This window comes from Frigoribacterium sp. PvP032, assembly GCF_017833035.1.
Taxonomy (GTDB): Bacteria; Actinomycetota; Actinomycetes; order Actinomycetales; family Microbacteriaceae; genus Frigoribacterium.
Genome location: NZ_JAFIBM010000001.1, coordinates 3054899 through 3078742 on the forward strand (window position 1 = coordinate 3054899; position 23844 = coordinate 3078742).

Below are 23844 nucleotides of genomic sequence, written 5' to 3' on the forward strand. Positions count from 1 at the left end.
CACCTCACCGAAGGAACCTGAATGTCCAAGCGCATCGAGGTCAAGGACCTCAACGTCTACTACAGCAAGTTCAAGGCCGTCGAGGACGTCAACATCACCATCGAGCCCCGCACCGTCACGGCCTTCATCGGCCCGTCCGGCTGCGGCAAGTCGACGTTCCTCCGCACTCTGAACCGCATGCACGAGGTCATCCCCGGCGCCTACGTCGACGGCGAGGTGCTGATCGACGGCAACGACCTGTACAGCCCCGGTGTCGACCCCGTGCTCGTCCGCCGTCAGGTCGGCATGGTGTTCCAGCGCCCGAACCCGTTCCCCACCATGAGCATCCGCGACAACGTGCTCGCCGGCGTGAAGCTCAACAACCGCCGCATGGGCAAGGGCGAGCAGGACGACCTGGTCGAGAGCTCGCTGCAGGGCGCCAACCTCTGGAACGAGGTCAAGGACCGCCTCGACAAGCCCGGCTCCGGTCTCTCGGGCGGCCAGCAGCAGCGTCTCTGCATCGCGCGCGCCGTCGCCGTCTCCCCCGACGTGATCCTGATGGACGAGCCCTGCTCGGCCCTCGACCCGATCTCGACGCTGGCCATCGAGGACCTGATCGAGGAGCTCAAGCAGCAGTACACGATCGTCATCGTGACCCACAACATGCAGCAGGCCAGCCGCGTCAGCGACAAGACGGCCTTCTTCAACATCGCCGGCACCGGCAAGCCCGGCAAGCTCATCGAGTACGACGACACCGCCACGATGTTCTCGAAGCCCAGCGTCCAGGCGACCGAGGACTACGTCTCCGGCCGCTTCGGCTGAGCCCGGCACGACGTGAAGGAGGCGGCCCACCTGCTGGTGGGCCGCCTCCTTCGTCGTGTGGTGCGGTGGCGCTGTCTCGGCTACGCGGCCTGCACGGCCATGATCGGGTCGCTCGTGGGCTGCTCGGAGCCGCCGGCGGGCTCGACCGTCAGGCCGATGGTGTCGCCGGGCTTCATCTCGCCCTTGAGCACCTTGGTGACCGTCGAGTCGGTGTCGGTGTCGAACGTGCCGGCGGGGACGGCACCGTCGGCGCCGATGTACCAGAGCTCGTACGTCTGGTCGCCGGGCAGCGACGTGAGGCCGTCGAGGACGACCGCCGAGCGCTTGAGCTCGTTCGACCAGACCAGCGTCGCGGTGCCGCCGGTGCTGACGTCGGTGACCGTGCGCTGGAAGTCGCCCGCCGCGTAGATCTCGTCTATCGAAGAGGCCGTGGGCCCCTGCTGCTGGCTCGGGCCGGTGACCTCGGACAGCAGCGCGCCTCCTCCGAAGAAGAGCGCAGCGGCTGCCGCGGCGACGCCGAGCATCGCGACGGGACGGGTGAACCAGCGGGCACGGGCGGCACCCGTCGGCTCGATCACCCTGGCAGCGGTCTCGGACTCGCTCGGCTCCATCTCGGGGACGGCGTGGCGGCCGGGGCGGGCGATCTCGTGGTCGTCACCCGCGCCTCCTGCGACCTGGGCCGCTGCCGGCGTCTGCGAGGCAGAGTCGGAGGTGGTCTGGGCGGGCAGCTGAGGCAGCCCGACGATGGCGTCCATGATGCTCGCGCGGAGGGCGGCCGAAGGCATCACGGGCGGTGCCGCGTGGGCGAGCAGCAATGCGGTCTCTCTCAATTCGGTCACTTCCCTTCTGGTGCTCTCGGACTCCTCCAGCAGAGTCTCGAAGTCGTGTCGTTCGTCGTCGCTCAGGGCGTCGAGTGCGTAGGCACCCGACATCGCCTCGAGCGAGTCGTGGGGCGGGTTGCCGCCAGTGGTGGAGTCGTCGCGGTAGGTCACGATGCCACTCCCATCTCGTCGCGCAGGCGGATCATGCCGTCGCGCAACCTCGTCTTGACGGTGCCGATCGGCACCCCCAGCATCGCGGCCACCTCGCTGTGGCTGTAGCCGCCGTAGTACGCCAGCCTGACGGCCTGGCTCTGGAGCTCCGTGAGTCGTCCCAGTGCACGCTCGACGCGCTCGTGCTCGATCCGGATCTCGACGGACTCGGTGACCGAGTCGTAGCCGGGCTCCAGGTCGCGCACGCCGATCTTGAGGTCTCGGTCGCGGCCGGCCTGCGAGGCGCGGACACGGTCGACGGCCCGGCGGTGGGCCATCGTCAACATCCAGCTGGAGGCGCTGCCCCGGGTGGTGTCGAAGCGAGCGGCGTTCTGCCAGATCTCGAGGAACACCTCCTGGGTGACCTCCTCTGACTGCGAGTGGTCTTTCAGGAGCCGCTTGATCAGGCCCATCACACGGGGTGCGGTCTGGTCGTACAGCTCGGCGAAGGCCACTCGATCGGCCTGGGCGACCTTCACGAGGAGCTCGTCAGGTGTCGACGCACGCGCCTCTTCCTGGGGAGTCTCGATGTCATGGGTCACGAGCTTCAGCATGTCAGGGTTCACCTCGATCCGCTCGTGTCGGGTTGACCGTCACAGGATCGTGACGGGTTCGTGCTGGTGTCTCGGTCGTTGCTGGTGGTGCGAAGTCGTTCTGGTCGAGCTGGTCCTCGCTGGTGTGAGTCGCTCCCCCCGCCCGGTGACCGTCTGGGATGGCGTTCAGGCCCGGGCCGAGCGGAGGGAACGACCGCGTCGTCCCGCCAGTCAGGGCGGCGGGAAGTCAGCGGAGGATCTCTCGATCCCTCACGCTCATGGTTCGGCACCGGGGGGCTGCCGGTTTGGGCGACTTTGCCTCAGGTGCAAGGAGCCTCCGGCACGGGCTGCGCCTGCACGGTGGCCGAGTGGTCACGAACGGTCGGCCTCGGTACCGGAGAGCACCTCTTCGGACCACTCGGCGGCGGCCGTCGACGGAGTGCATCGATGAAGTGCACGGCCCCGGCTGGCCCGAGCGGGGATGGTCACGCTCGGTGCGGGGAAGAGGGTGTCGAGCCGCAGGAACGCCTCTCGGCGCGAGGCCGCTCGAAGCGGCTAAATTTGGAGCCCGGGGTTTCTACGGCCCGACAGTGATCGAGTCTAACCGCCGTCGCCGAGCCTCGCACGGGCGTTCGCCGGGTGCGAACGCGGAGCGTCAGTCGAGGCTGCCGTCGCGCCAGAGCGCAGCGCAGGCGGTGAGGTCGACGCCGAGCTCTGAGAGGCGGAGCGCACGCCGGGTCAGCGTCGAGGCGAGGTCCGAGCCGATCGTGTCCTGCTCGTCGGCCACCGTCGTGGCGCCGGCCGCCGCCAGGCGGCAGAAGGCCGCGCCGCGCTCGAGCGCGACCGCGAAGTCGCCGTCGAACACCCCGCGGAGGATGAGGTCGGCCAGCGCGAGCACCTCGGCCGGGGTCGCGGGCGTCGGGGCCCCGGCGACGATCGGGTCGATGGTGGTCGACGTCTCGACGCCGCGGTCGAAGAGGTACGTGACCTCCTCCGGCGCCTGACGGATGACCGCGCGCACGAGGTAGATCCGCCACAGCGCGCCCGGCAGGGTGTGCGGAGCAGCCCGGGCCCACAGCTCGGCGACGACGTCGATGCCGTGCTCGTCGCTGAACGAGACGAGCCGGTCGAGGATCTCGGGCTGCGGGTCGTGCTTCACCCTCGCGACGAGGGCGGCGGCCGACTCGTGCGCGATCCGGTTCACGGTCGCCGGGTCGTCGCCTCCCTGGAACGCCTCGAAGGCGGCGCTGGGGAACTGGGTCGGGCGGTGGAAGTCTCTGGGCATCGCCTCGACGATACGCGCGTGCACCGACAGCGGCGTGTGCGCCGGGCCTCGTCCGGCTGCGTCGCCCACAGCCGCGAAGGAGGCGCGCTGCCGGCCCGCGAGGACTCCCCCGATCCCGTATCGTTGACGCTCGAGGGCCTCTAGCTCAGTTGGTAGAGCATCGGACTTTTAATCCGCGGGTCATGGGTTCGAGCCCCATGGGGCCCACGACCTCGGGAGGCGGCGTCCGGCACGGCCGGTGCGCCGCCTCCTTCGTCGTCGGGACGAGCGCGGACGTGGCTGCAGCGCCGACGCGGGAGACGAGCGTGCCCCCGACCGGCGGAGCCAGCGGGGGCACGGTGCACCAGGAGCGGCTCCGGTCCCCGGATCAGGTGGGGATCGGCGCACGGACCTCTCGGCGACTTGTGTCCGGTAACCAGCCGAACGGATACACGTTAGCGCCCGAACTGGCAGATGCGGACGTGTGGCAGGACCGCTTGCGCATACTGGACAACAGGTCAGCGGGTCGGTTTCACCGGACGGCACGTGTTGCGCAACCGCAGCGGCGCCCCCGTCGACGCCTCCGAAGCAGCAAGCCACGCGATGACGACAAGACGACGCGGAACACCACGTCGCTTCGTCGTCGTCGCGTCGCCTAGGCCCGAGCCGAGCCGCCAGAGGCGCCCGCGGCCCCCGCGGCAGCCTCGACCCGACGGATGCCCCACGCGGCCGTCCACGTCTCGCCCGGCTCGAGCCAGACGAGCCCCTCGCCGGTCGCGAGCGCGTTCGGCGGCGCAGTCATCGGCTCGACCGCGACGGCGAGCCCCTCGACCCCCGCTCGCGGGAAGTTCCGCGGCGTGAACACCTGCACGTACGGGAACGCCTCGTCCTGCCACAGCTCCGTCGCCGTGCCGTCGGGCGCGGTCAGCCGCGTGCGTCGCACGCCGTCAGCACCGGGCTGCACGTCACGGAATGGCGCGTCGAGGTCGAGGTCGCCGAGCCGGGGCCCGCCACGGAGGTCGGCCGACGTGCCTGCCACGGGCGACGTGCCGGTCGGGATGCCGCGTTCGCTGACCTCGTACCGGGTCGCCGCCTCCAGCGTGATCGTCAGGGTCGCCGGGTCGTGCTCGCCGACGCGCAGGAACGGGTGCGAGCCGACGGCGAACGGCGCCCGCGACGCACCGACGTTCGAGACGGTGTGCACCACCCGCATCCCGTCGGCGACGAGCTCGTGGCGCACCGTCGTCTCGAGCGTGGAGGGCCAGCCGTGCTGCGGGAACACCGTCGCCGCGAGCGTCACCGCGTGCGGCTGCACGTCGACCGCCCGGTACGCCGTCCAGCGGAGCAGACCGTGGCTCGCGTTGCCCTTGGCCGGCTCGGTGAGGTCGAGCTGCAGCTCGCGGCCGTCGAGGGTCCAGCGGCCGCCGTCGACGCGGTTCGGCCAGGGGAACAACGTGATGCCGCACGCCGACGGCGGCGTCTCGTGCTCGGCGAACGTCTCGGTGAGCGCCTCGCCGTCGACGGCGAGCGCGCGCAGCCCGGCGGCGACCTCGGTCACCGTCGCGGTGACGACGCGACCGTCCGCCTCGAGCCGCAGCTCGTGCTGGTGTCCGGAGGGTGGAGTCGGCATGGTCGTCCCTTCGTCGTGAACGTCGCGACCGGCATGAGCGTCGTCGCAGGAGGTGCGGGTGCGGACTGCAGGAGGCACGGCCGTGCCGGTGGCCGGCACCGCGCCTCCTGCGTCAGCCTGCCAGGTCGTCGTCGGCCCCGTCCGGGTCGGCTGCGGCACCCGTGTCCGGACCGATGGCCGGCCCGCCCTCGGGCTCGGCGGGCAGCTCGGCCTCGACGACCTCGAGCCCGGCTCGTCGAAGGGCATCGACCTGTCCGGCGTCGGCGTCCGCGGTGATCAGCGCCTCGAACCGGTCGAGCGGGCCGATCACGCCGAGGTGCGCCTCGCCGAGCTTGCTGCCGTCGGCCACGATGTACGAGCGCCGCGCGGTGGTGGTCATCAGGCGCTTGAGATCGGTCTCTGGCAGGTTGACGTTGGTCGCGCCGTGCTCGGCGTGCACGCCGGTGCAGCCGATGAACGCGAGGTCGGCGGTGATCGAGCTGAACACGCTGGTCGCGAGCGGGTTGACGAGGGAGTGCTGCAGCGGGCGGAGCGTGCCGCCCGAGACGATCACCGTGAAGCGCGGCACCGCCTGCTCGAGGGCGAGCGCGATCGTCAGCCCGTTCGTCACGACGACGACCCCCTCGAGGTCGTGCCGGTCGAGCAGCGCCAGCGCGATCTGCGTCGTGGTCGTGCCGACGTCGATCACGACGCAGTCGCCCGAGCGCACGAGCGCGGCGGCTCGGTCGCCGATCGCCTTCTTGGCGTCGGTGCCGACCGCGCTCTCCTCCTCGAAGGGGCGCTCGACCGGGCGCTCGACGGAGAGGGCGCCGCCGTGCACCCGCGACAGCAGGCCCTCGGCGGCGAGGCTCTCGAGGTCGGTGCGGATCGTCACCTCGGAGAGGCGGAACTCACGCGCCAGCTCGGCGGTCGAGACGAACCCGCGGCGGCCCACGATGTCCGCGATGCGGTCGCGACGACGCTCGCCGGGCAGCGGGGCGTCGACGGGGTTGCGGGTCACCCCCTGATCTTCGTATGCTTTCACCTGCTTTCGCAAGCGCAAGTCGCGGGGGCGTCCGCAGGTCCCACCCCCGCCCCGCAGGTCCCACCCCGCCCCGCAGGTCCCACCCCCGCCCCGCAGGTCCCACCCCGCCCCGCAGGTCCCACCCCGCCCCTCTAGGAGGCACCATGGCGTCCATCGCCATCCGCCCGACGACCCTGGCCGACGGGCGCGAGCTCATCTACTTCGACGACGCGGACACGACCCTCGGCGCCGAGCGCCGCGCCGATGCCCGCGTGCTCGACCCGCGCCCCGAGACCGCCTCGATGCGGCAAGATCCGCTCACCGGCGAGTGGGTCTCGATCGCCGCCTCCCGTCAGAACCGCGTGTTCCTGCCGCCGGCCGAGCTCGATCCCCTGGCCCCCGCCTCCTCGACGAACCCCTCCGAGATCCCCGACCTGTACGACGTGGCCGTCTTCGAGAACCGCTCCCCGTCGTTCGGCCCGACCCTCGACGGGCCCGACGCCCCCGCGGGCCTCGCCGACCTGGCCGAGGTCGGCCTCGGGCGCACCCGCCGCAGCGTCGGCCGATGCGAGGTCGTCTGCTTCAGCCCCGAGACCCACGGCTCGTTCGCGGGGCTCAGCGACTCCCGTGCGCGCACCGTCGTCGAGGCGTGGGCGCACCGCACCGAGGCCCTCTCGGCCCTGCCCGGCGTCGAGCAGGTGTTCCCGTTCGAGAACCGCGGCCAGGCCATCGGCGTGACCCTGCACCACCCGCACGGGCAGATCTACGCCTACCCCTACGTCACGCCGCGCACCTCGGCGCTGCTGCGGAGCATCGAGGCGTACGGCCCCGACCTCTTCGCCGACCTGCTCGAGAGCGAGCGCAGCGGCCCGCGCGTCGTCCTCGCCGGCGAGCACTTCACGGCCTTCGTGCCGTTCGCCGCACGCTGGCCCATCGAGATCCACCTGCTCCCCCACCGCCACGTGCCTGACTTCGCGGGCCTGACCAGCGACGAGCGCGACGAGCTCGCGGTCATGTACAAGCGCCTCCTCACGGGCCTCGACGCCCTCTACGGCGACGAGACGCCCTACATCGGCGCCTGGCACCAAGCCCCCGTCAACGTCGGACGAGACACCGTCCGCCTGATGCTGCAGATCACCTCGCCGCGACGTGCCGAGACGAAGCTGAAGTTCCTGGCAGGCTCCGAGGCCGCGATGGGAGCCTGGGTGGGCGACCTCGTGCCCGAGGTCCAGGCCGACCGACTGAGAGAGGCGATGACGCGCTGATGAGCACCCCCACCCCCGACGCCGCAGGAGGCGCGGGTCGCGCCGCCGACACCGGCTCCGCCTCCGAGACCGCCGGTCCGGCCCGAGACTTCGGCTCGGTCTTCGACACCCCCGTCGCTGGTCGGTGGTCAGCGCCGGGACGGGCGAACCTGATCGGCGAGCACACCGACTACAACGACGGCTTCGTGCTGCCCTTCGCGATCGACCGCCGCACGGTCGTGACCGTGGGCGTCCGTGACGACCGCCTCCTGCGCGTCGCCAGCACCTTCGACGAGGGAGTCCACGAGATCTCGCTCGACGAGCTCGACCCTGCCCGCATGGACGGCTGGTCGGCCTACGTCTTCGGCATCGCCTGGGCACTGTCGGTGGCTCCGTCACGTGCCGCGTCGCCGTCGTTCGCGGCGGCCGGCGGCGACCTGTCGACCATCGACCTCTCGGCGGTGCCGGGGCTCGACCTCTTCGTCACCTCCGACGTGCCGGTCGGCGCGGGGCTGTCGTCGTCCGCCGCGCTCGAGTGCTCGGTCGCCGTCGCGATGACCGAGCTCTGGGGCCTCGACATCAACCGCGCAGCCCTCGCCGCCGTCGGCCAGCTGTCCGAGAACGAGGCCGTGGGCGCGCCCACGGGCATCATGGACCAGTCCGCGTCACTCCTCGGCCAGGCCGACTCGGCCGTGTTCCTCGACTGTCGCAGCCTCGACGCCGACGTCGTCGACCTGGGCTTCGACGCGGCCGGCCTCGAGATCCTCGTCGTCGACACGCACGTCGAGCACGCCCACGCGACGGGCGGCTACGTCGACCGCCGCACCTCGTGCGAGCGCGGCGCCGAGGCGCTCGGCGTCAGCTCGCTGCGCGACCTCGACGTCGACGACCTGACCCGCGCCTCCGACGTGCTCGACGACGAGACCTTCCGGCGCGTGCGCCACGTGGTCACCGAGAACCAGCGCGTGCTCGACACCGTGCGCACCCTCCGCACCGAGGGCGCCGTCGGCATCGGCGCGCTGCTCGACGCCTCGCACGTGTCGATGCGCGACGACTTCGAGATCTCGGTGCCCGAGCTCGACCTCGCCGTCTCGACCGCGCAGGCGGCCGGTGCCGTCGGCGCGCGCATGACCGGGGGCGGCTTCGGCGGCTCGGCGATCGCGCTCGTCCGATCGGCCGACCGCGACACCGTCGCGGCCGCCGTCACCGCGGCATTCGCCGAGGCCGGCTTCACGGCTCCGACCGTGTTCACGGTGCACCCCGCAGAGGGCGCGCGCCGCGACGCGTAGCGCGACCCGCACGCTCGACCTGGCCCGCTCGTCCCCTCTGGGGCGGGCGGGTTCGTCGTGCGCGGAGCCAGCCCGACCTGCGCACCTGTGTCAGCATCACGCCCGGCGGGCGGGTTCGTCGCGGGCGGTCGACAGCGACAGCCCGGCGGCGACGAACTCGCCCGGGTCGCGCGAGCGCAAGCGCGACCTACGCGACAAGGGACGAAGTGCGGCCGGTCCCGAGCGCACGTCGACCCTTCTCAGGCACTTCCCGTGCGCTGCGGACCGCGAGAGCCACGCGCCGCCGCCGCCGGGACCGCGACCGCGACCGCGACCGCGAAACACCCTTGGAGGGACAGAACACTGCCGGGCCCGGGCGCGTTTCGTCCCTTGGAGCGTGTTTCGCGGCGGGCGCCGGGCGCCGGGGTGCAACGCAGCTCAGGCGACGCGCTCGGCGGCCTCCACCACGTTGGCGAGCAGCATCGCGCGCGTCATGGGGCCGACTCCCCCGGGCACCGGCGACAGCGCCCCCGCGACCATGGCCACGTCAGGGTCGACGTCGCCGCGCAGCTTGTACTTGCCGGTCTCCTCGTTCAGGACGCGGGTGATGCCCACGTCGATCACGGTCGCTCCGGGCTGCACCCAGTCCGGCTTCACCAGGCCGGCCACCCCCGCGGCGGCCACGACGATGTCGGCCCTGCGCACCTCCGCGGCGACGTCGGCCGTGCGCGAGTGCGTCAGCGTGGCCGTCGCCTCCAGCCGCGTCAGCAGCAGCCCGAGGGGGCGTCCGACTGTCAGCCCCTGGCCGACGATCGTCACGTGCGCGCCGGCGATCGGCACGTCGTAGGCCCGCAGCATCGCGACGATGCCACGCGGCGTGCAGGGCAGGGGCGTGTCGATGGACCCCTTGCCCCCGGGCACGGCGAGCACGAGCTCGCCGAGGTTGACGGGGTGCAGGCCGTCGGCGTCCTTGGCGGGGTCCATCAGCTCGAGCATGGCTGTCGGGTCGATGCCCTCGGGCAGCGGCAGCTGGATGATGAAGGCCGTCACGGCCTCGTCCGCGTTCATCGTCTCGATCGCGGCGCGGATCTCGGCCTCGGAGGCCGTGTCGGGCAGGTCGATGCGGATCGACTCGATCCCCACCTCCGCGCAGTCGCGGTGCTTGCCCGCGACGTACGACAGCGAGCCGGGGTTCGCCCCGACGAGGATCGTTCCGAGCCCCGGCGCCGTGCCGCGCGCCTTGAGGGCGTCGACGCGCTCGCGCAGGTCGGCCTTGACCGTCGCCGCCAGCGCGGTGCCGTCGATCTTCACGGCACTGCCCGGCCCGGCGATCAGGGGCCGTCCCTGCGCGTCGGCCTCAGGGCCGGCCGGCGACACTGCGCCGGCCGGCTCAGAGGACGAGGAGGCGCTGGTCGCGTCGACCACGCCCGCGCTCACGCGTAGAGCGGGAACGCGTCGGTCAGCGCCTTGACCCGCGCGGCCAGCGCTGCGATGTCGGGCTCGGGCATCAGCGTCGCGGCGATGATGTCGGCGACCTCGGCGAACTCGGCGTCGGCGAAACCGCGGGTCGCGAGGGCGGACGTGCCGATGCGGACCCCGGAGGTGACCATCGGCGGGCGAGGATCCCACGGGACCGAGTTGCGGTTCACGGTGATGCCGACCTCGTGCAGGAGGTTCTCTGCCTGCTTGCCGTCGACCTCGCTGGCGCGCAGGTCGACGAGCACGAGGTGCACGTCGGTGCCCCCGGTGAGCACGTCGACGCCTGCCGCCTCGGCATCGGCCTGCATGAGGCGGGCGGCGAGGGCCTGGGCGCCGCGGATGGTGCGCTCCTGGCGGTCCTTGAACTCGGGCTCGGCCGCGAGCTTGAACGCGGTCGCCTTGGCGGCGATGACGTGCATCAGCGGGCCGCCCTGCTGCCCGGGGAACACCGCCGAGTTGAGCTTCTTGAAGAGCGGCTCGTGGTTCGAGAGGATCACGCCCGACCGAGGGCCGGCGAGGGTCTTGTGCACGGTCGACGAGACGACGTGCGCGTGCGGCACGGGCGACGGGTGCAGGCCGGCGGCGACGAGCCCGGCGAAGTGCGCCATGTCGACCCAGAGGTACGCGCCGACCTCGTCCGCGATGGCGCGGAAGGCCTCGAAGTCGAGCTGGCGGGGGTAGGCCGACCAGCCGGCGATGATCACCTTGGGCTTGTGCTCGATGGCCTGGCGGCGCACGACGTCCATGTCGATCAGGTACGTCTCGGGGTCGACCTCGTAGGCGACGGCCTTGTACATCTTGCCGCTGAAGTTGAGCTTCATGCCGTGGGTCAGGTGACCGCCGTGCGACAGCTCGAGGCCGAGGATGGTGTCGCCGATGTCGGCGAGCGCCGCCAGCACGGCGGCGTTGGCCTGGGCGCCCGAGTGGGGCTGCACGTTGGCGAAGTCGGCGCCGAAGAGCGACTTGGCACGCTCGATGGCGAGGTTCTCGGCGACGTCGACGAACTCGCAGCCGCCGTAGTAGCGGCGACCCGGGTAGCCCTCGGCGTACTTGTTGGTGAGCACGGAACCCTGCGACTCGAGCACGGCACGCGGCACGAAGTTCTCGGACGCGATCATCTCGAGGTAGTCGCGCTGACGTCCGAGCTCCTGCTCGAGGACGGCCGCGATCTCGGGGTCGACCTCGCTCAGCGGGGCGTTGAAGGTCGAGGGCAGCTTCTGGCCGGCGGAGCTGGCCTCGGCGGCGCTGGCGGTGGACTCTGACTGGATCGTCATGGCGGGTCTCTCTCTACACGGTCACGGGACGAGGGCGGCACGAGGTGCCGGTTCTTCAGGTGGTGAGGTGGCCCAGGCGTACGGCCACGTACCGTGTGTGCGTCGCTCCCCGATGGTGACCATCTGAACGCCAGTCGCGACGGGTCGATCATAACTCGGGCGGCTGGGCGGATGCGAGACTGGGACGCGCCTGCAGGCGCCGGCAGACCAGACGGTTCGTTCTGTCGGGCGAGCCGTGGCACGCTGGTGGGGTGACGCAGACCCTCGACGACACGCTCACCGGGACCGAGACCGGTGAGCGCCTCCTCGTCGCGCCCGACGTCCCCTGGGTCGTGCTCGTCTGGGACGACCCCGTCAACCTGATGTCGTACGTGAGCTGGGTGTTCCGCAGCTACTTCGGCTATGCGGCCGCCGAGTCCGAGCGCCTCATGATGCAGGTGCACACGACCGGCCGAGCCGTCGTGGCCACCGGGCCCCGCGAGGCGATGGAGCGGCACGTCGAGGCGCTGCACGACTTCGGCCTCTGGGCGACCGTCGCGAAGGCCGACGAGTGATCCCGTTCCGGCGCCGCGGCGACGACCTGCTGCTCGACCTGCCCGAGCACGAGGCGAGGCTGCTCGGCGACCTCGTCGCCCAGCTCGTGACCGTGCTCGAGAGCGGCGACGCCGACGACCCGGCCGTGGCGCGCCTCCTTCCCTCCGCCTACCCCGACGACGAGGAGGCGGCGGCCGAGTTCCGCAGGTTCACCGCCGACGACCTCACCGCCCGCAAGCTGGCCAACGCGCGACGGGTGCTCGACGACGTCGCAGCGCCGACCGCCGAGCGGCTCGACGTCGCCGGGCAGCAGTCGTGGCTGCGGACGCTGACCGACCTGCGGCTCGTGCTCGGCAGCCGCCTCGGCGTCACGGCAGACGGCCCGTCACCGAGCGACGACCCGCACGTGGTCGTCATGCACGACGTGTTCGACTGGCTCGGCTACCTGCAGGAGAGCCTGGTGCAGACGCTGGGCTGAGCCCTTCGCGGAGGGTGGTGCGAGACCCGATCCGCCCTGGGCTGCGACCGGTCCTGTGAGCGGCTAGCGCCCCTCCTTCGGGAACACCACCCAGAGCACGAGGTACAGCAGCACCTGCGGGCCGGGCAGCAGCAGCGACAGCACGAACAGCAGCCGCAACAGGAACGGGCTGAGGCCGAAGCGGTTCGCGAGTGCGGCGCAGACTCCGGCGATCACCTTGCCGCGGCGGGGACGAGTGAGGGTAGCCATGGCCCCACCCTGCCAGCCCGGGCTCGCCGCGGGCTGGGCTCGCCGCGGGCCTCCGTCGAGGGCGGGTGTTCCGGGCTGAGGGCGGGTCGCTGGCTGCCCGCCCTCGAGCCGGAACACCCGCCCTCGACGAACGAGGAGGTGCGGCACACGAGCGCAGGAGGAGCACCACTGCCAGGATCGAGGCGCCGAGGACGTCACCCGCGGCGGACGACTAGGGGGAATTCGTGGGGAGCACGCCGGACCAGCATCAGCCACCGATGCCGCACGATCGGCAGGAGGAGTGGCACCGGGAGCCTCGCGCGCAGCCGCCGGCCGACGTGCTCCGCCGGCTTGCTCCGTCGCCGCCGCTCGCGCCGCCCTCGGTCGACCGGCTGGTGCTCGCCGTCGCCGCGCTGCCCGTCGGCGTGGCCGCATCCCTCTTCGGCGGCGTCACGCCCGGCCTCGTCATCTTCTGGGCGGTGGTCGCCGTGTTCGCCGGCGTGGTGACCGGCAGCCGTCCGCACCGCCCCGACGCCGTGCGTCTCTCGATCACGGTCGGCGTGCTGCTCGTCGTGCCGACCGTCTCGCCTGGCCTGCCTGAGGCGTGGAACGTGCTCACCACCTCCGCCGGGGTGTTCTGCGGCGCGACGCTCGGCAGCGTGCTGCGCGCGCGGGCCGACGCCCGCGCCGTCCGCGAGCTCCCTCCGCCGACCCGGCCTGAGGACGTGCCGGGCCGGACCGTGCTCCGTCTCGAGACGGACCGCCTCCGGTGGGAGGTGGTCGACCCGTCCCGGCGGATGCTCGAGAAGGCCGTCCGGAGGCTCCGCGACCAGCAGGCCCACCAGGTGGAACTGCGGCGAGGGCCGGCGGGCATGTTCCTCCTGCGGGAGCGCGCCACGCCGTACTTCGCGCTGCAGGCGGACGACGCGGCGGAGGGGCAGTGGCACGAGACCCTGGACACGGAGACCGAGCCCGTCGAGGGGCAGCCCCACCCGCGCCTCCTCGGGGCTCGTGAGCTACGACGGCGCTCGCTGGCGGCGGCCGTGCACTTCGCGGAGACGGGCGAGCGGACGCCCGAGCTGCCGTGGGGCCCCGTGCGCCCGCGCTGAGCCGAGCCGAACTGGTCGAGGGCGGGTGTTCCGGGCCGAGGGCGGGTCGCTGGCTACCGCCCTCGACGTGGAAGACCCGACTTCGGCCGGATTCAGGAAGTCGGGCGGCGTCGTTCCTGCACGGTGCACCGTTCAGGACTCGTCATCCCCCCGGTGCGCGGATCAGGACAGATCTTCCTGAATGAGGAGGGGAGGAGGCGGCACACGCGATCGCCGGGGCGACGGCGGGCTGGGAAGATGGCCCGATGAGCGCTTCACTCGTGGCCAAGGGCCTGGCCGGCGGCCACGGGCACCGCACCCTCTTCGACGACCTCGACCTGACCGTCGCCCCGGGCGACGTCGTGGGCGTGGTGGGCGTGAACGGGGCCGGCAAGTCGACGTTGCTGCGCCTCCTCGCGGGGGTGGACGAGCCGCAGGGCGGCAGCGTCACGCTGAGCCCCGGCGACGCCTTCGTCGGCTGGCTGCCGCAGGAGCACGAGCGCGTGCCCGGCGAGACCGTCGCCGGCTACATCGGCCGCCGCACCGGCTGTACGCAGGCCGCCGCCGAGATGGACGCCGCCGCCGCGGCCCTCGGCGAGGTCGACGCGCCCCCGCGCGCCGACGGGCTCGACCCCGCCGACGTCTACTCGACGGCGCTCGAGCGCTGGCTCGCGAGCGGTGCGGCCGACCTCGACGACCGCCTCCCGCAGGTGCTGGCCGAGCTCGGCCTGGCGACGGCGACCGGCGAGCCCGGCACGGCCGCCGTCGGCCCCGACAGCCCCATGACCTCGCTCAGCGGCGGCCAGGCGGCGAGGGTCGGCCTCGCCGCCCTGCTGCTCAGCCGCTTCGACGTCGCCCTGCTCGACGAGCCCACGAACGACCTCGACCTCGACGGCCTCGAGCGGCTCGAGCGCTTCGTGCAGGGCCAGCGCGGCGGCGTCGTGCTGGTCAGCCACGACCGCGAGTTCCTCGCGCGCTGCGTCACGAAGGTGCTCGAGCTCGACCTCGCCCAGTCGTCGAACCGCGTGTTCGGCGGCGGCTACGACTCCTACCTCGAGGAGCGCGAGACGGCCAGGCGTCACGCCCGCGAGGCCTACGACGAGTTCGCGGACAAGAAGGCCGACCTCGTCGGCCGAGCCCGCACGCAGCGCGAGTGGTCGAGCCAGGGCGTCCGCAACGCGATGAAGAAGGCTCCCGACAACGACAAGATCCGCCGCAAGGCGTCGGCCGAGTCGAGCGAGAAGCAGGGCCAGAAGGTCCGCCAGATGGAGAGCCGCATCGCCCGCATGGAGGAGGTCGACGAGCCCCGCAAGGAATGGCAGCTCGAGTTCACCATCGGCTCGGCACCGCGGTCGAGCGCCGTCGTCGCGACGCTCAGCGGCGCGGTGTTCCGCCAGGGCGAGCCGGGCGACGAGTTCGTGCTCGGTCCCGTCTCGCTGCAGGTCGACGGCGGCGACCGCATCGGCATCACCGGCCCGAACGGCGCGGGCAAGTCCACGCTGCTGCGCGGCCTGCTGGGGCGCCAGGCCCCGAGCGAAGGAGGCGCCAGCCAGGGCGCGAGCATCGCCGTCGGCGAGATCGACCAGGCCCGCGCACTGCTCGCGGGCGCCGTGCCCCTGGCCGACGCCTTCGAGGCGCTCGTGCCCGAGCTGCCCCAGGCCGAGGTGCGCACCCTGCTCGCCAAATTCGGGCTGAAGGCCGACCACGTCTCGCGCCCCGTCGACGAGCTGTCGCCCGGTGAGCGCACCCGCGCCGGCCTCGCCCTGCTGCAGGCGCGTGGCGTCAACGTGCTCGTGCTCGACGAGCCCACCAACCACCTCGACCTCGCCGCGATCGAGCAGCTCGAGCAGGCGCTCGAGTCGTACGAGGGCACCCTGCTGCTGGTCACGCACGACCGCCGGATGCTGCAGACCGTGCGGCTCGACCGTCAGTGGCGCGTCGAGGGCGGCCGGGTGACGGAGTCGTGACCCGCGCCTCCTCGACGTCGCCCCTGTCGCGGCGCGGCCTCCCCGTCGCCGGGCTGCTCGCGGTCGCCCTGCTGCTGACGGGCTGCACCGGCGGCGGGCCAGGACCTGACGACGGGTCGACGCCCACCTCGACGGGCGGCGCCGCGACGTCTCCCGACGGGGGCACCGGCACGAGCACCGGGTCGGACGACGCCTGGGCCGCCTGGGACGCCGCCCTCGCCGACGTCGACGGGTCGCCCGCCCGGTGGCTCGCGGTCGGCGACTCCCTCACGGAGGGGCAGGGCGCCTCCTCGGTCGGCTCCCGCTGGATCGACCTGACCCGCGACGCGCTGCGTGCGGCCCACCCTGTGGACGGGGTCCCGGGCGGAGTCGGCTACCGTCCGGCGGTCTTCGCGACCTACGGCCCCGACTCCCCCTGGGGCGACTGGGCGACCGACCGGCAGGGCGGCGTCGACCTCGACGGCACCTCGCCCGCGCTCGGCTTCCGCAGCCTCGAGCTCGAGCCCGGCGCCGAGGTGACCTGGCCGGTGACGGGCACCGACGTCGACCTCTGGTGGGCAGGAGGCGGCGGCTCGTTCACCTGGGACGTCGACGGCACCCGGCAGGGCAGGGTCGACACGGGCGACTCGGCCGCGTCGTCGTCGGTGACGCCCGTCGAGGGACTCGACGCCGGGCCGCACACCGTCACGGTGACGGCGGCGAGCGACGAGCGCTCCGACGAGCCGGTCGTGCTGCACGGCCTCGCGACCTTCGACGGCGACCGGGACCGCGGCGTGACCCTGTACGACTCCGCACGGTCGGGCGCCACGACCGGCACCTTCACCGACGACCTGGCGGGCTGGCTCGAGGCGGTGGCCGCGGCCGAGCCCGACGTCGTCACGATCACGCTCGGCGCCAACGACCTGCGCGGCAGCAGCCCCGAGGAGTTCGCGGACGGCTACCGCGACGTCGTCGAGGGCCTGCAGGCGCTGGACGCGGCTCCCTCGATCGTGGTCGTGGACGAGTTCCCCGTCGCGGCCGGGCTGGCCGACACCGGGCAGGCGCCGATCGCCGACTACGCCGCCGCGCTCGACGAGGTCGTCGACGAGACCGGCGTCGTGTCGGTGTCGCTCGGCGACGCACTCGCCAGCACGGGCGTCACGGACCTGCGCACCCTGCTGTCGTCGGACGGGCTGCACCCGAACGACGCCGGCCAGCGCACGATCGCCGGTTTCATGACGGGCGTGCTCGCGCGCTGACCGTGCTGGCCGTCAGGCGCTAGTTGATCAGCGAGAACGCGGCGTCGAGGGCCTGGTCGGCGTCCAGCGAGGTCTCGGTCGTCGCCGTCGCGGTGACGTTGAACAGGCCGTGCGTCGTGATGACCGTGCCCCCGTTCACGAGGATGCCCGTGCTCTCGCCGGTCTGCGTGAAGGCCCTGCCGTCGAGGTCCGCGGCACGGCTGTCGTCGACAGCCGTGACGCCCTCGGTCGCGGCGACGGTGTCGGCCTGCTCGGCGATGGTGTCGGCGTCGAACTCCTGCACCTGGGCGACCGCGATGACCGCCTGCACGGCGCTCGCGTCCGTGGTGTCCTCGGTCGACGAGGCCCACGAGCACTGGAACCCCTCGTCGGTGGCGGTGCTCTCGTCACGGAGCTCGAGGCCCTCGACGGCCGAGCCGAGCGTCTCGCCCACGGCCTCGCACGAGTCGAAGGCGACCATGGTGCCGGGCTCGCCGTCACCCGTCGCGTTCGTCGCGCCCTGGCTCGCCTCGTCGTCGGGGTCGCCGCCGCCCGTGCAGCCGGTCAGGAGCAACGCGAGCGCCAGCGCACCGGAGGCGGCGGTCGCCACGGCCCTGCGCGAGCGCGTCGTCGAGATGGTCGGTGTCATGGGTGTCTCCCCCGGGGACTCGCCGCCGGCTCCCTGCGCCGACGGGTCGTGCCACCCTATCGACGGCCTCCGACAGCTGCTCCGGGGACCGGACCGCACCTCCTCGTGCCCGCCCTGGGCCGCCCTGGGCGCCCTGCCCACGACGCTGCTCTGGCCGCTGGGCGCAGGCCCGGAGGCGTGTGCGCCTGCTCACGCGCCCTCACGGCGACCAGCGGGTACCGTCGAGCGTCCACCGACGATACGGAGTCACCCATGGCCTCGCTGCTCCGCAGGCTCGCGCCCCTGCTCATCCCCATCATCATCCGCAAGTTCCAGAACCGGAAGGGCGGCGGAGGCGGCCAGACCGGCTCCGGCACCGGTCGCCGCCGCTAGGCGCGCACTCGCGTCGGCGACGTCCGCAGGTCGCCGCCGCACCATGAACCCCGTTCCGAACCATGAACCGCGAACATTCGCAGTTCATGGTTCGGAACGGGGTTCTTCGTGCTCGGCGACGTCACGCGCGGTCCGCTGCGCGCGGGCCGCCGCCGCGAACTAGCGGCGCGCGCGGGCGACCAGCACGCGGTCGGTGACGACGACGGCCACGAGCACCACGGCGGCGATCCCGACGTAGAGCAGCGGCAGCGTGTCGAGCCCCGACCCGTCGAGCACGAGGGCGCCGATCAGCGCGCCTCCGCCGATGCCGGTGTTGAACGCGGTCGTGTAGAAGGCACTGGCGATGTCGCGGTGCTCCTCGGGGCTGACCTGCAGCATCTTCGTCTGGAACAGGGGCGGCAGGGCGCCGAACGTCACGCCCCAGATCACGAAGGCCACCAAGGAGGGGCCCGGCTGCCCCTCGAGCAGCACCAGTGCCAGCACGGACACCACCACGATGCCCACCCCGACCGGGATGCTGACCCGCGGCCGCTTGCCGAGGAACCAGCCGACCATCAGCAGCCCCACGCCGCCGGCGATGCCGAAGGCGAAGAGCGCGACGCTGAGGCTCGACTCCGCGATGCCCGTCGAGCGCAGCAGGTACGGCGCGATGTAGGTGAAGAACGAGTAGTGGCCGACCATGAACACGGCCGTGATCAGGCAGCTGAAGACGATGCCCATGACCGAGGGCGGCGGCAGGTGCCGCGACGCGGTCGGGGTCGAGCCCGTGAGCGTCGGGACGCTGCCCGTCGCGGTCGAGGCGGCCAGCGCCTCCTCGGAGTCGCCCGCAGGCCGGGCCGTGTGCGTCGACGGGACCGGCGGCAGCAGCCGCCACACCAGCAGCGCGCCGAGTGCCATCGCCCCGGCGAGGATGCCGAACGCGGCACGCCAGCCGAGCGCCTGGCCGAGCGCCGTGCCGAGCGGCACGCCGAGCACGAACGCGAGGGTGCCACCGCTCATCGCGACGGCGAGCGCACGCCCGACCTGCTCCCGCGGCACGAGGTGCGCGGCGTACGCGCCGCCGATCGCCCAGAACATGCCGTGCGCCAGCCCGCCGAGGATCCGCGTCGCGACGACGAGCTCGTAGGTCGGCGCGATCGCCGTCAGCGCCGCGCTGATCGCCAGCACCGTGATGAGGCCGACCACGATGAGGTGGCGGGGCAGCTTGCGGGTCAGGTGCGTCAGCCCGGTGCTGGTGAGCACCACGGTGAACGCGAACACGCTGACGAGCAGGCCGATGCTCGACTCGCTCACGCCGAGCTCGCCGCTCATCTCGGGCAGCAGGCCCGTGGGCAGCATCTCGCCGGAGATGCTGAGGAACGTCGCCACGGCGAGCGCGAGCAGCCCGGCGAGGGGGAACTTCGCGGGGGTGGAGGGGCGACCCGTCGAGGAGGCGCGGGTCGCGGGAGAAGAAGAGGTCGAGGTCGTCGAGGGACGACCCTGGGCAGCAGGTGTCATGGGAGGGTCTCGGTCAGTCGGCGGGCGCCGTTCCCTCGACCCGAGGTGCCGTGGCTCCCGTGGCGCTGATGCAGTTCAGCGGCGCTGGGGGCCGGCTCGGCGGGGAGGATGGTGATCCCGACTGCGCGCTGTCGTGCACGCCCGGGGCCGCACGTGACGCGCGACCGTCGTTGATCCTACCGGCCGCCCTCGGACGGCGCCAGAGCCCCCTCCGCACCCGGCCGGTCGGCACCTGGCCTGTCGAGGTGCGCCCGGTCGAAGCGCACGCCCACCGGCTTCGAGCGCTGCGCCAGCAGCACGAGCACGACGAACGACAGCACCGGCACCAGCACGGCGCCGAGCGCCCACCACGCGGAGTGGTCCGCGTCGTGGAGCCGCCGGATCGCGAGGGCGACCATCGGCGCGAGGGTGAGGAGCGACCACACCGTCCAGATCACGACGGAGGCGCCGCCCGCCGGGGCGCCGGAGGTGTCGTTCCACGAGAACAGCGGCACCGTGCCGAGGAGCCCCGGGCCGAAGGGGCCTGATGGCAGCTGGAGGTCACGGGTCCGGCCCTGCAGGAGCGGCACGGCGAGCAGCAGCACGGCCGCGACGACGGTCTGCAGCAGCCACGTCCACCAGAACTCCGAGCGGCTGGCTCGCCCCGTGGTGGTCAGCCGGGTGACGGCCCGGGCGCAGGCGATCCAGGGCCTCGCGCCGAGGACGGGGCCGGTGACGGTCAGCGAGTCGGGCAGTCGGATGCGCGCGCCTCCTCGAGTCGGACGGCCGTGGCCGTCGTGGTCGTGCGGCGGCCCGGTCGGCGCCGTCGCCCACTCGACGCTACCGAGAGCAGACCGCTCTGTCGAGGGCGACCGTCGGACGGCACCCTGCACGGCCGTGTCACGACGCGTTAGCGACGAACCTCCGCGGAAGATCGCGTCGGTTCGTCGCCATCGCGTCGGTTCGTCAGCCACGCGTCAGCCGCGAGGCGCAGCATGGCGGGGTGAGCACGCCCGACGAGAAGACCTGCCGCTCGTGCGGCCGCCGCATCGAGTGGCGCAAGAAGTGGGAGTCGAACTGGGACGAGGTCGCGTACTGCAGCGACGCCTGCCGCCGCCGCAAGGTCACGGCGCTCGACCGCCAGCTCGAGGAGCGCATCCGCGAGCTCCTGGCCGCCCGCGCCGCGACGTCGACGATCTGCCCGTCCGACGTCGCCCGGTCGATCGCCCCCGACGACGAGGCCGCCTGGCGCGACCTGATGGAGCCCGTCCGACGGGCCGCCCGACGACTCGTCGCCGCCGGCGAGGTCGACATCACGCAGGGCGGCTCGGTGGTCGACCCGTCGACCGCGAAGGGCCCGATCCGCATCCGCCGACGTCGCGCAGGAGGCGGTCGGTGAGCTCACGGGACGACGACCGCCGGTTCCCCCGTCGCGTCTACGGCACGGGGCAGGAGCCCGACGTCCGGTTCAGCCTCGCCAACGAGCGCACGTTCCTCGCCTGGGTGCGCACCTCGCTCGCCCTCGTGGCGGGCGGCGTCGCCCTCGAGGCGCTCGGCCTCGGCCTGCAGCCGGGGCTGCGGCTCGCGGCGTCGCTCGTGCTGATCGTCGCAGGGATCGCCGCCCCCGTGCAGGCGTGGGTCGGCTGGGCCCGCACCGAACGTGCCCTGCGGGCCGACCGGCCGCTGCCGTCGGCGCCGCTGGCGCTGCCGCTCGGCGTCGCGGTCGCGGTCGCCGGGGTGCTCGTGCTGCTCGGGGTCGTGCTGGCGTGAGCGACGTGCGGGCATGAGCGACGCACCGAACGTGCCCGACGGACCGTGGGACCAGGGCCTGCAGCCCGAGCGCACCGCGCTCGCCTGGCGCCGCACCGGCCTGGCGCTCACCGTCGGGTCGCTGATCGGGCTGCGGGTGCTGCCGCCCCTGCTCGGCCCGGCGGCGTACGTGCTGGCCGGGCTCGGGGTGGTCGCGTCGCTCGCCGTGCTCGCGGCGGCACACCGGCGGTACCGACGGGTGCACCGCCTCCTGCTGGCCGCCGCCCGTGACGCCAGGGGCCCCGACGACGACGACCGCGACGACGGCCGTCGGGACACGGCCAGCTCGCCCGACAGGGTGCCGACGACCGGGGGCGCGCTGCCCGCAGCGACCGCCGTTCTCGCGCTGGCGGCCGGCCTCGGCGCGCTCGTCGTGGCGCTCGGGGCCGGGACCCGCTGACCGGACGCGACCGCCGCCTCCTGCGGTCGCCGTGTCGCATCGGGTCCCGAGCGTCGCGTCACGCCGCGACGGGACGTGACGCTCAGGACGTGATGCGACAGCCGGGGATCAGCCGGCGCGGCGGACGTCGTGCAGGTGGTGCAGCGGGTCGTGCACGAAGTACAGGCCGAGCGTCTCGACCGTGAACGCGGCACCGTCGCTGCGGAGCCCGGTGCGGTGCACCTGGTCGGCGGGCACCTCCTCGAAGCGGCGGGCGACGACCTCGGCGGCGGCGAGCAGCTGCTCGGCGACGACTGCGGGGTCCTGCCCGGCGTAGTCGTCGTCGAGCGCCGTGGTGTCCTGGTCCCAGTTCGCGAAGGCGGGGGCGTCCTCGCCGAGCATGCGCAGGAGGCGGCCGTCGAAGACCCGGAACACGTCTCGCACGTGCGCGCCGTACTCGAGCGGCGACCAGGTCGCGTCGTCGGGGCGCACGCGCACGTCGTCGCGGGCGAGCTCGGCGGGCCACGCGGCGGCGTTCGTGCGGACCAGCCCGGGGACGTCGCGCAGCTCCACCTCCGCGGCGTCGTAGCCGCACTCGCTGCAGGGCTCGTCGAGCACCCAGGTCCAGTTCTTCGTGTCGGGGACGATCGGCATCCCCCGACCGTAGCCACCCGCCGAGGAGGCGCGCGACGGAGATCCTGCCGACCTGCGTCGAGCGAGCGCCACGGTGGGACGGGACGGGCGGGCGAGCGCAGGAGGCCGGCCGGCTCGACCGTGTCGGCGGCCTGTCCTAGGATCGCCCGAGGGGGGAAGATGACGAACGATCAGACACCGGGGCCGCACGACGACGACGTCCAGGGTGACGCCGCGGGGCGCGACGAGCGCGACGGCACGGGGAACGACGCCGAGGTGCCGGCGCGGCCGACGACTCGGCCGACCGAGGTGCAGCCCGCGGCCGCTCCTGCGGACGACGAACCGTCGTCCTCGACGAGCGCGAGCCCAGGCGCGGGCCCGCGCCTGGTGCCGTGGACGCACCGCCCCACGACGTCCGAGGGCGCAGCCGGGTCGACCGCCGCCTCCTCGGGGCACGCTGGCGCGACCGGTGCAGGCACCGGTACTGGTGCTGGTGCTGCAGCCGCGACTGCCGACGCAGGCGACGACGACGACGAGCCCGAGCGGCGCCGGATGCGCCCCGCGGTGGTCCTGGCCGTCGTGGGCGGAGCTGCGGTGGTCGCCGTGGTGCTCGGCACGGTCCTCGCCTTCACCGACGGCAGCCCCCTGGCGTCAGGAGCCCCGGCGACGACGACCGAGCCTGCCTCCACCACCTCGACGAGCGCACGTCCGAGCACCCCGACCGTCAGCGCCACACCCACTCCGACGGCGACGCCGTCCGAGACGCCTCGCGCCGCGACGCCTCCCCCGCAGGAGGCGGTCGAGGCGCCGTACGTCACCTCGGTCGCGGCGGGGACGGTCGTCGCCGAGGCCGACGTCCGGTCGCCCAAGGGCAGCATCTCGTTCCACTACCGGGTCGTGGCGGTCGGCGACGGCACCTTCTCGACCGAGTGGTCGGGCTACACCTCGACCCTTCCGGTCACGGTGCAGGCCGCGTTCTTCGAGATCGCGCCCTCCGTCGGCGACGGCCTGACCTCGTCCGGCGACGGCGTCGCGCTGCTCGGCGGGGCCACCACCTCGCCGACGTCGGGCTCGGCTCTCCTGCCGATCGGCCAGCCCTCGTACCTCGGCACCCTGGTCGTGTCGACGGCGGAGGCATCGGCCGACGTGCCCGTCGAGATCGCCACCGGCAAGGTGCTCGCCGTGGCCCCGGTGCGCTGGTCCGTTCCCGCCAAGTCGACCAACATCGCCCCGGCCGACTCGGGCGTCGCGACGTTCGCGGAGGGGACGGTCACCGCGACCACGCCGAGCGGCGCGCCGAAGCGCTACCTCGTGGCCCCCGGCGACCTGACCGACGTGGTCGCCCAGCGGTTCGGCATCTCCGTCGCGGCGCTCATCTACCTCAACCAGGGCCTGCAGGTGCTCGACGCCGAGCAGCACCTCTACGAGGGCACGACGCTGCTGCTCGACCCGGACAGCCTCTAGGGGGCTGGCCGGCCGAGTGGTCA

At 73.2% G+C, this 23844-nt stretch carries 24 protein-coding genes, 1 tRNA gene and 1 riboswitch; of the genes, 13 read left to right on the forward strand and 12 right to left on the reverse strand.

Annotation, left to right across the window (positions count from 1 at the left end):
* The first annotated feature begins 21 nt into the window (after positions 1 to 21).
* The gene (gene pstB / locus JOE35_RS14080) at positions 22 to 801 is read left to right on the forward strand and encodes a phosphate ABC transporter ATP-binding protein PstB (RefSeq protein ID WP_123547836.1); all 780 of its coding nucleotides are present in this window, start codon (positions 22 to 24) and stop codon (positions 799 to 801) included.
* An 80-nt stretch (positions 802 to 881) separates the two neighbouring features.
* Here pstB and JOE35_RS14085 read toward each other — a convergent pair whose 3' ends face one another.
* The 3 genes from JOE35_RS14085 to JOE35_RS14095 form a co-directional block, all read right to left on the reverse strand.
* On the reverse strand, positions 882 to 1793 hold the full coding sequence (locus tag JOE35_RS14085) for an anti-sigma factor domain-containing protein (RefSeq protein ID WP_209561577.1): 912 nt from the start codon (positions 1791 to 1793) through the stop codon (positions 882 to 884).
* Positions 1790 to 2386, reverse strand: coding sequence for an ECF RNA polymerase sigma factor SigK (gene sigK, locus JOE35_RS14090; RefSeq protein ID WP_209562097.1), 597 nt, complete (start codon positions 2384 to 2386; stop codon positions 1790 to 1792). The genes JOE35_RS14085 and sigK overlap by 4 nt, the downstream gene beginning before the upstream one ends.
* 634 nt (positions 2387 to 3020) lie before the next feature.
* Entirely contained in the window at positions 3021 to 3650 is a 630-nt protein-coding gene (locus JOE35_RS14095; protein ID WP_209561578.1) for a DNA-directed RNA polymerase subunit beta, read from the reverse strand.
* Positions 3651 to 3784: 134 nt separating this feature from the next.
* Here JOE35_RS14095 and JOE35_RS14100 point away from each other — a divergent pair.
* A tRNA-Lys gene (locus JOE35_RS14100) sits at positions 3785 to 3857 on the forward strand.
* Positions 3858 to 4284: 427 nt separating this feature from the next.
* On the opposite strand, the gene JOE35_RS14105 is transcribed toward JOE35_RS14100, so the two are convergent.
* Complete coding sequence (locus tag JOE35_RS14105) at positions 4285 to 5259, reverse strand: aldose 1-epimerase family protein (protein WP_209561579.1); 975 nt, start codon at positions 5257 to 5259, stop codon at positions 4285 to 4287.
* Positions 5260 to 5371: 112 nt separating this feature from the next.
* Complete coding sequence (locus JOE35_RS14110) at positions 5372 to 6259, reverse strand: DeoR/GlpR family DNA-binding transcription regulator (protein ID WP_209561580.1); 888 nt, start codon at positions 6257 to 6259, stop codon at positions 5372 to 5374.
* A 167-nt stretch (positions 6260 to 6426) separates the two neighbouring features.
* Between JOE35_RS14110 and galT the strand changes: the two genes are divergently transcribed.
* Positions 6427 to 7527, forward strand: a complete 1101-nt coding sequence (galT, locus tag JOE35_RS14115; RefSeq protein WP_209561581.1) for a galactose-1-phosphate uridylyltransferase — start codon at positions 6427 to 6429, stop codon at positions 7525 to 7527.
* Positions 7527 to 8795 (forward strand): galactokinase, encoded by a 1269-nt coding sequence (gene galK / locus JOE35_RS14120; protein ID WP_209561582.1) that lies wholly within the window; start codon positions 7527 to 7529, stop codon positions 8793 to 8795. The genes galT and galK overlap by 1 nt, the downstream gene beginning before the upstream one ends.
* A gap of 417 nt (positions 8796 to 9212) precedes the next feature.
* Here the strand turns inward: galK and JOE35_RS14125 are convergent, their stop codons facing one another.
* A complete protein-coding gene (locus tag JOE35_RS14125) occupies positions 9213 to 10106 on the reverse strand; it encodes a bifunctional methylenetetrahydrofolate dehydrogenase/methenyltetrahydrofolate cyclohydrolase (RefSeq protein ID WP_209562098.1) in 894 nt (297 codons plus the stop codon).
* A gap of 101 nt (positions 10107 to 10207) precedes the next feature.
* Positions 10208 to 11527 carry a serine hydroxymethyltransferase gene (glyA, locus tag JOE35_RS14130; RefSeq protein ID WP_209561583.1) on the reverse strand — a complete coding sequence of 440 codons (1320 nt, stop codon included), beginning with the start codon at positions 11525 to 11527 and terminating at the stop codon, positions 10208 to 10210.
* Positions 11528 to 11590: 63 nt separating this feature from the next.
* Positions 11591 to 11675: riboswitch (ZMP/ZTP riboswitch) on the reverse strand.
* Positions 11676 to 11778: 103 nt separating this feature from the next.
* On the opposite strand from glyA, the gene clpS reads away from it, so the two are divergent.
* Both clpS and JOE35_RS14140 read left to right on the forward strand, forming a co-directional pair.
* On the forward strand, positions 11779 to 12081 hold the full coding sequence (clpS, locus tag JOE35_RS14135; protein ID WP_209561584.1) for an ATP-dependent Clp protease adapter ClpS: 303 nt from the start codon (positions 11779 to 11781) through the stop codon (positions 12079 to 12081).
* A complete protein-coding gene (locus tag JOE35_RS14140) occupies positions 12078 to 12539 on the forward strand; it encodes a DUF2017 domain-containing protein (RefSeq protein ID WP_307803100.1) in 462 nt (153 codons plus the stop codon). The genes clpS and JOE35_RS14140 overlap by 4 nt, the downstream gene beginning before the upstream one ends.
* A 63-nt stretch (positions 12540 to 12602) precedes the next feature.
* Here JOE35_RS14140 and JOE35_RS14145 read toward each other — a convergent pair whose 3' ends face one another.
* Entirely contained in the window at positions 12603 to 12788 is a 186-nt protein-coding gene (locus JOE35_RS14145) for a PspC domain-containing protein (RefSeq protein ID WP_209561585.1), read from the reverse strand.
* Between the two features lie 257 nt (positions 12789 to 13045).
* Between JOE35_RS14145 and JOE35_RS14150 the strand changes: the two genes are divergently transcribed.
* The 3 genes from JOE35_RS14150 to JOE35_RS16155 all read left to right on the forward strand — a co-directional run bounded on the left by JOE35_RS14150 (position 13046) and on the right by JOE35_RS16155 (position 17060).
* A complete protein-coding gene (locus tag JOE35_RS14150) occupies positions 13046 to 13876 on the forward strand; it encodes a hypothetical protein (protein WP_209561586.1) in 831 nt (276 codons plus the stop codon).
* A 245-nt stretch (positions 13877 to 14121) separates the two neighbouring features.
* Positions 14122 to 15822 (forward strand): ABC-F family ATP-binding cassette domain-containing protein, encoded by a 1701-nt coding sequence (locus tag JOE35_RS14155; RefSeq protein WP_209561587.1) that lies wholly within the window; start codon positions 14122 to 14124, stop codon positions 15820 to 15822.
* Positions 15819 to 17060, forward strand: coding sequence for an SGNH/GDSL hydrolase family protein (locus JOE35_RS16155; protein WP_209561588.1), 1242 nt, complete (start codon positions 15819 to 15821; stop codon positions 17058 to 17060). Before JOE35_RS14155 ends, JOE35_RS16155 begins: the two co-directional genes overlap by 4 nt.
* Before the next feature lie 19 nt (positions 17061 to 17079).
* Here JOE35_RS16155 and JOE35_RS14165 read toward each other — a convergent pair whose 3' ends face one another.
* The 3 genes from JOE35_RS14165 to JOE35_RS15720 form a co-directional block, all read right to left on the reverse strand.
* Positions 17080 to 17688, reverse strand: coding sequence for a hypothetical protein (locus JOE35_RS14165; RefSeq protein ID WP_209561589.1), 609 nt, complete (start codon positions 17686 to 17688; stop codon positions 17080 to 17082).
* A gap of 531 nt (positions 17689 to 18219) precedes the next feature.
* A complete protein-coding gene (locus JOE35_RS14170) occupies positions 18220 to 19557 on the reverse strand; it encodes an MFS transporter (protein ID WP_209561590.1) in 1338 nt (445 codons plus the stop codon).
* A 176-nt stretch (positions 19558 to 19733) separates the two neighbouring features.
* On the reverse strand, positions 19734 to 20429 hold the full coding sequence (locus tag JOE35_RS15720; RefSeq protein ID WP_209561591.1) for a DUF805 domain-containing protein: 696 nt from the start codon (positions 20427 to 20429) through the stop codon (positions 19734 to 19736).
* Between the two features lie 110 nt (positions 20430 to 20539).
* Between JOE35_RS15720 and JOE35_RS14180 the strand changes: the two genes are divergently transcribed.
* From JOE35_RS14180 to JOE35_RS14190, 3 genes are read left to right on the forward strand one after another with little or no spacing between them, the layout of a single operon-like run.
* Positions 20540 to 20935, forward strand: coding sequence for a DUF2256 and DUF3253 domain-containing protein (locus JOE35_RS14180; protein ID WP_209561592.1), 396 nt, complete (start codon positions 20540 to 20542; stop codon positions 20933 to 20935).
* Positions 20932 to 21306 carry a DUF202 domain-containing protein gene (locus tag JOE35_RS14185; protein ID WP_209561593.1) on the forward strand — a complete coding sequence of 125 codons (375 nt, stop codon included), beginning with the start codon at positions 20932 to 20934 and terminating at the stop codon, positions 21304 to 21306. Before JOE35_RS14180 ends, JOE35_RS14185 begins: the two co-directional genes overlap by 4 nt.
* 13 nt (positions 21307 to 21319) lie before the next feature.
* Entirely contained in the window at positions 21320 to 21745 is a 426-nt protein-coding gene (locus JOE35_RS14190; protein WP_209561594.1) for a DUF202 domain-containing protein, read from the forward strand.
* Between the two features lie 108 nt (positions 21746 to 21853).
* Here the strand turns inward: JOE35_RS14190 and JOE35_RS14195 are convergent, their stop codons facing one another.
* The gene (locus tag JOE35_RS14195) at positions 21854 to 22378 is read right to left on the reverse strand and encodes a DinB family protein (protein WP_209561595.1); all 525 of its coding nucleotides are present in this window, start codon (positions 22376 to 22378) and stop codon (positions 21854 to 21856) included.
* Positions 22379 to 22537: 159 nt separating this feature from the next.
* Here JOE35_RS14195 and JOE35_RS14200 point away from each other — a divergent pair, with 159 nt between their 5' ends.
* Entirely contained in the window at positions 22538 to 23821 is a 1284-nt protein-coding gene (locus tag JOE35_RS14200) for a hypothetical protein (protein ID WP_209561596.1), read from the forward strand.
* Positions 23822 to 23844 lie beyond the last annotated feature (23 nt).

Excerpts from the sequence above, each read along its gene's own strand:
- pstB (WP_123547836.1), top strand. The coding sequence starts at position 22 with ATGTCCAAGCGCATCGAGGTCAAGGACCTCAACGTCTACTACAGCAAG.
- sigK (WP_209562097.1), bottom strand. The coding sequence starts at position 2,386 with ATGCTGAAGCTCGTGACCCATGACATCGAGACTCCCCAGGAAGAGGCG.
- JOE35_RS14095 (WP_209561578.1), bottom strand. The coding sequence starts at position 3,650 with ATGCCCAGAGACTTCCACCGCCCGACCCAGTTCCCCAGCGCCGCCTTC.
- JOE35_RS14105 (WP_209561579.1), bottom strand. The coding sequence starts at position 5,259 with ATGCCGACTCCACCCTCCGGACACCAGCACGAGCTGCGGCTCGAGGCG.
- galT (WP_209561581.1), top strand. The coding sequence starts at position 6,427 with ATGGCGTCCATCGCCATCCGCCCGACGACCCTGGCCGACGGGCGCGAG.
- galK (WP_209561582.1), top strand. The coding sequence starts at position 7,527 with ATGAGCACCCCCACCCCCGACGCCGCAGGAGGCGCGGGTCGCGCCGCC.
- glyA (WP_209561583.1), bottom strand. The coding sequence starts at position 11,527 with ATGACGATCCAGTCAGAGTCCACCGCCAGCGCCGCCGAGGCCAGCTCC.
- JOE35_RS14145 (WP_209561585.1), bottom strand. The coding sequence starts at position 12,788 with ATGGCTACCCTCACTCGTCCCCGCCGCGGCAAGGTGATCGCCGGAGTC.
- JOE35_RS14150 (WP_209561586.1), top strand. The coding sequence starts at position 13,046 with ATGCCGCACGATCGGCAGGAGGAGTGGCACCGGGAGCCTCGCGCGCAG.
- JOE35_RS14155 (WP_209561587.1), top strand. The coding sequence starts at position 14,122 with ATGAGCGCTTCACTCGTGGCCAAGGGCCTGGCCGGCGGCCACGGGCAC.
- JOE35_RS14165 (WP_209561589.1), bottom strand. The coding sequence starts at position 17,688 with ATGACACCGACCATCTCGACGACGCGCTCGCGCAGGGCCGTGGCGACC.
- JOE35_RS14170 (WP_209561590.1), bottom strand. The coding sequence starts at position 19,557 with ATGACACCTGCTGCCCAGGGTCGTCCCTCGACGACCTCGACCTCTTCT.
- JOE35_RS14190 (WP_209561594.1), top strand. The coding sequence starts at position 21,320 with ATGAGCGACGCACCGAACGTGCCCGACGGACCGTGGGACCAGGGCCTG.
- JOE35_RS14195 (WP_209561595.1), bottom strand. The coding sequence starts at position 22,378 with ATGCCGATCGTCCCCGACACGAAGAACTGGACCTGGGTGCTCGACGAG.
- JOE35_RS14200 (WP_209561596.1), top strand. The coding sequence starts at position 22,538 with ATGACGAACGATCAGACACCGGGGCCGCACGACGACGACGTCCAGGGT.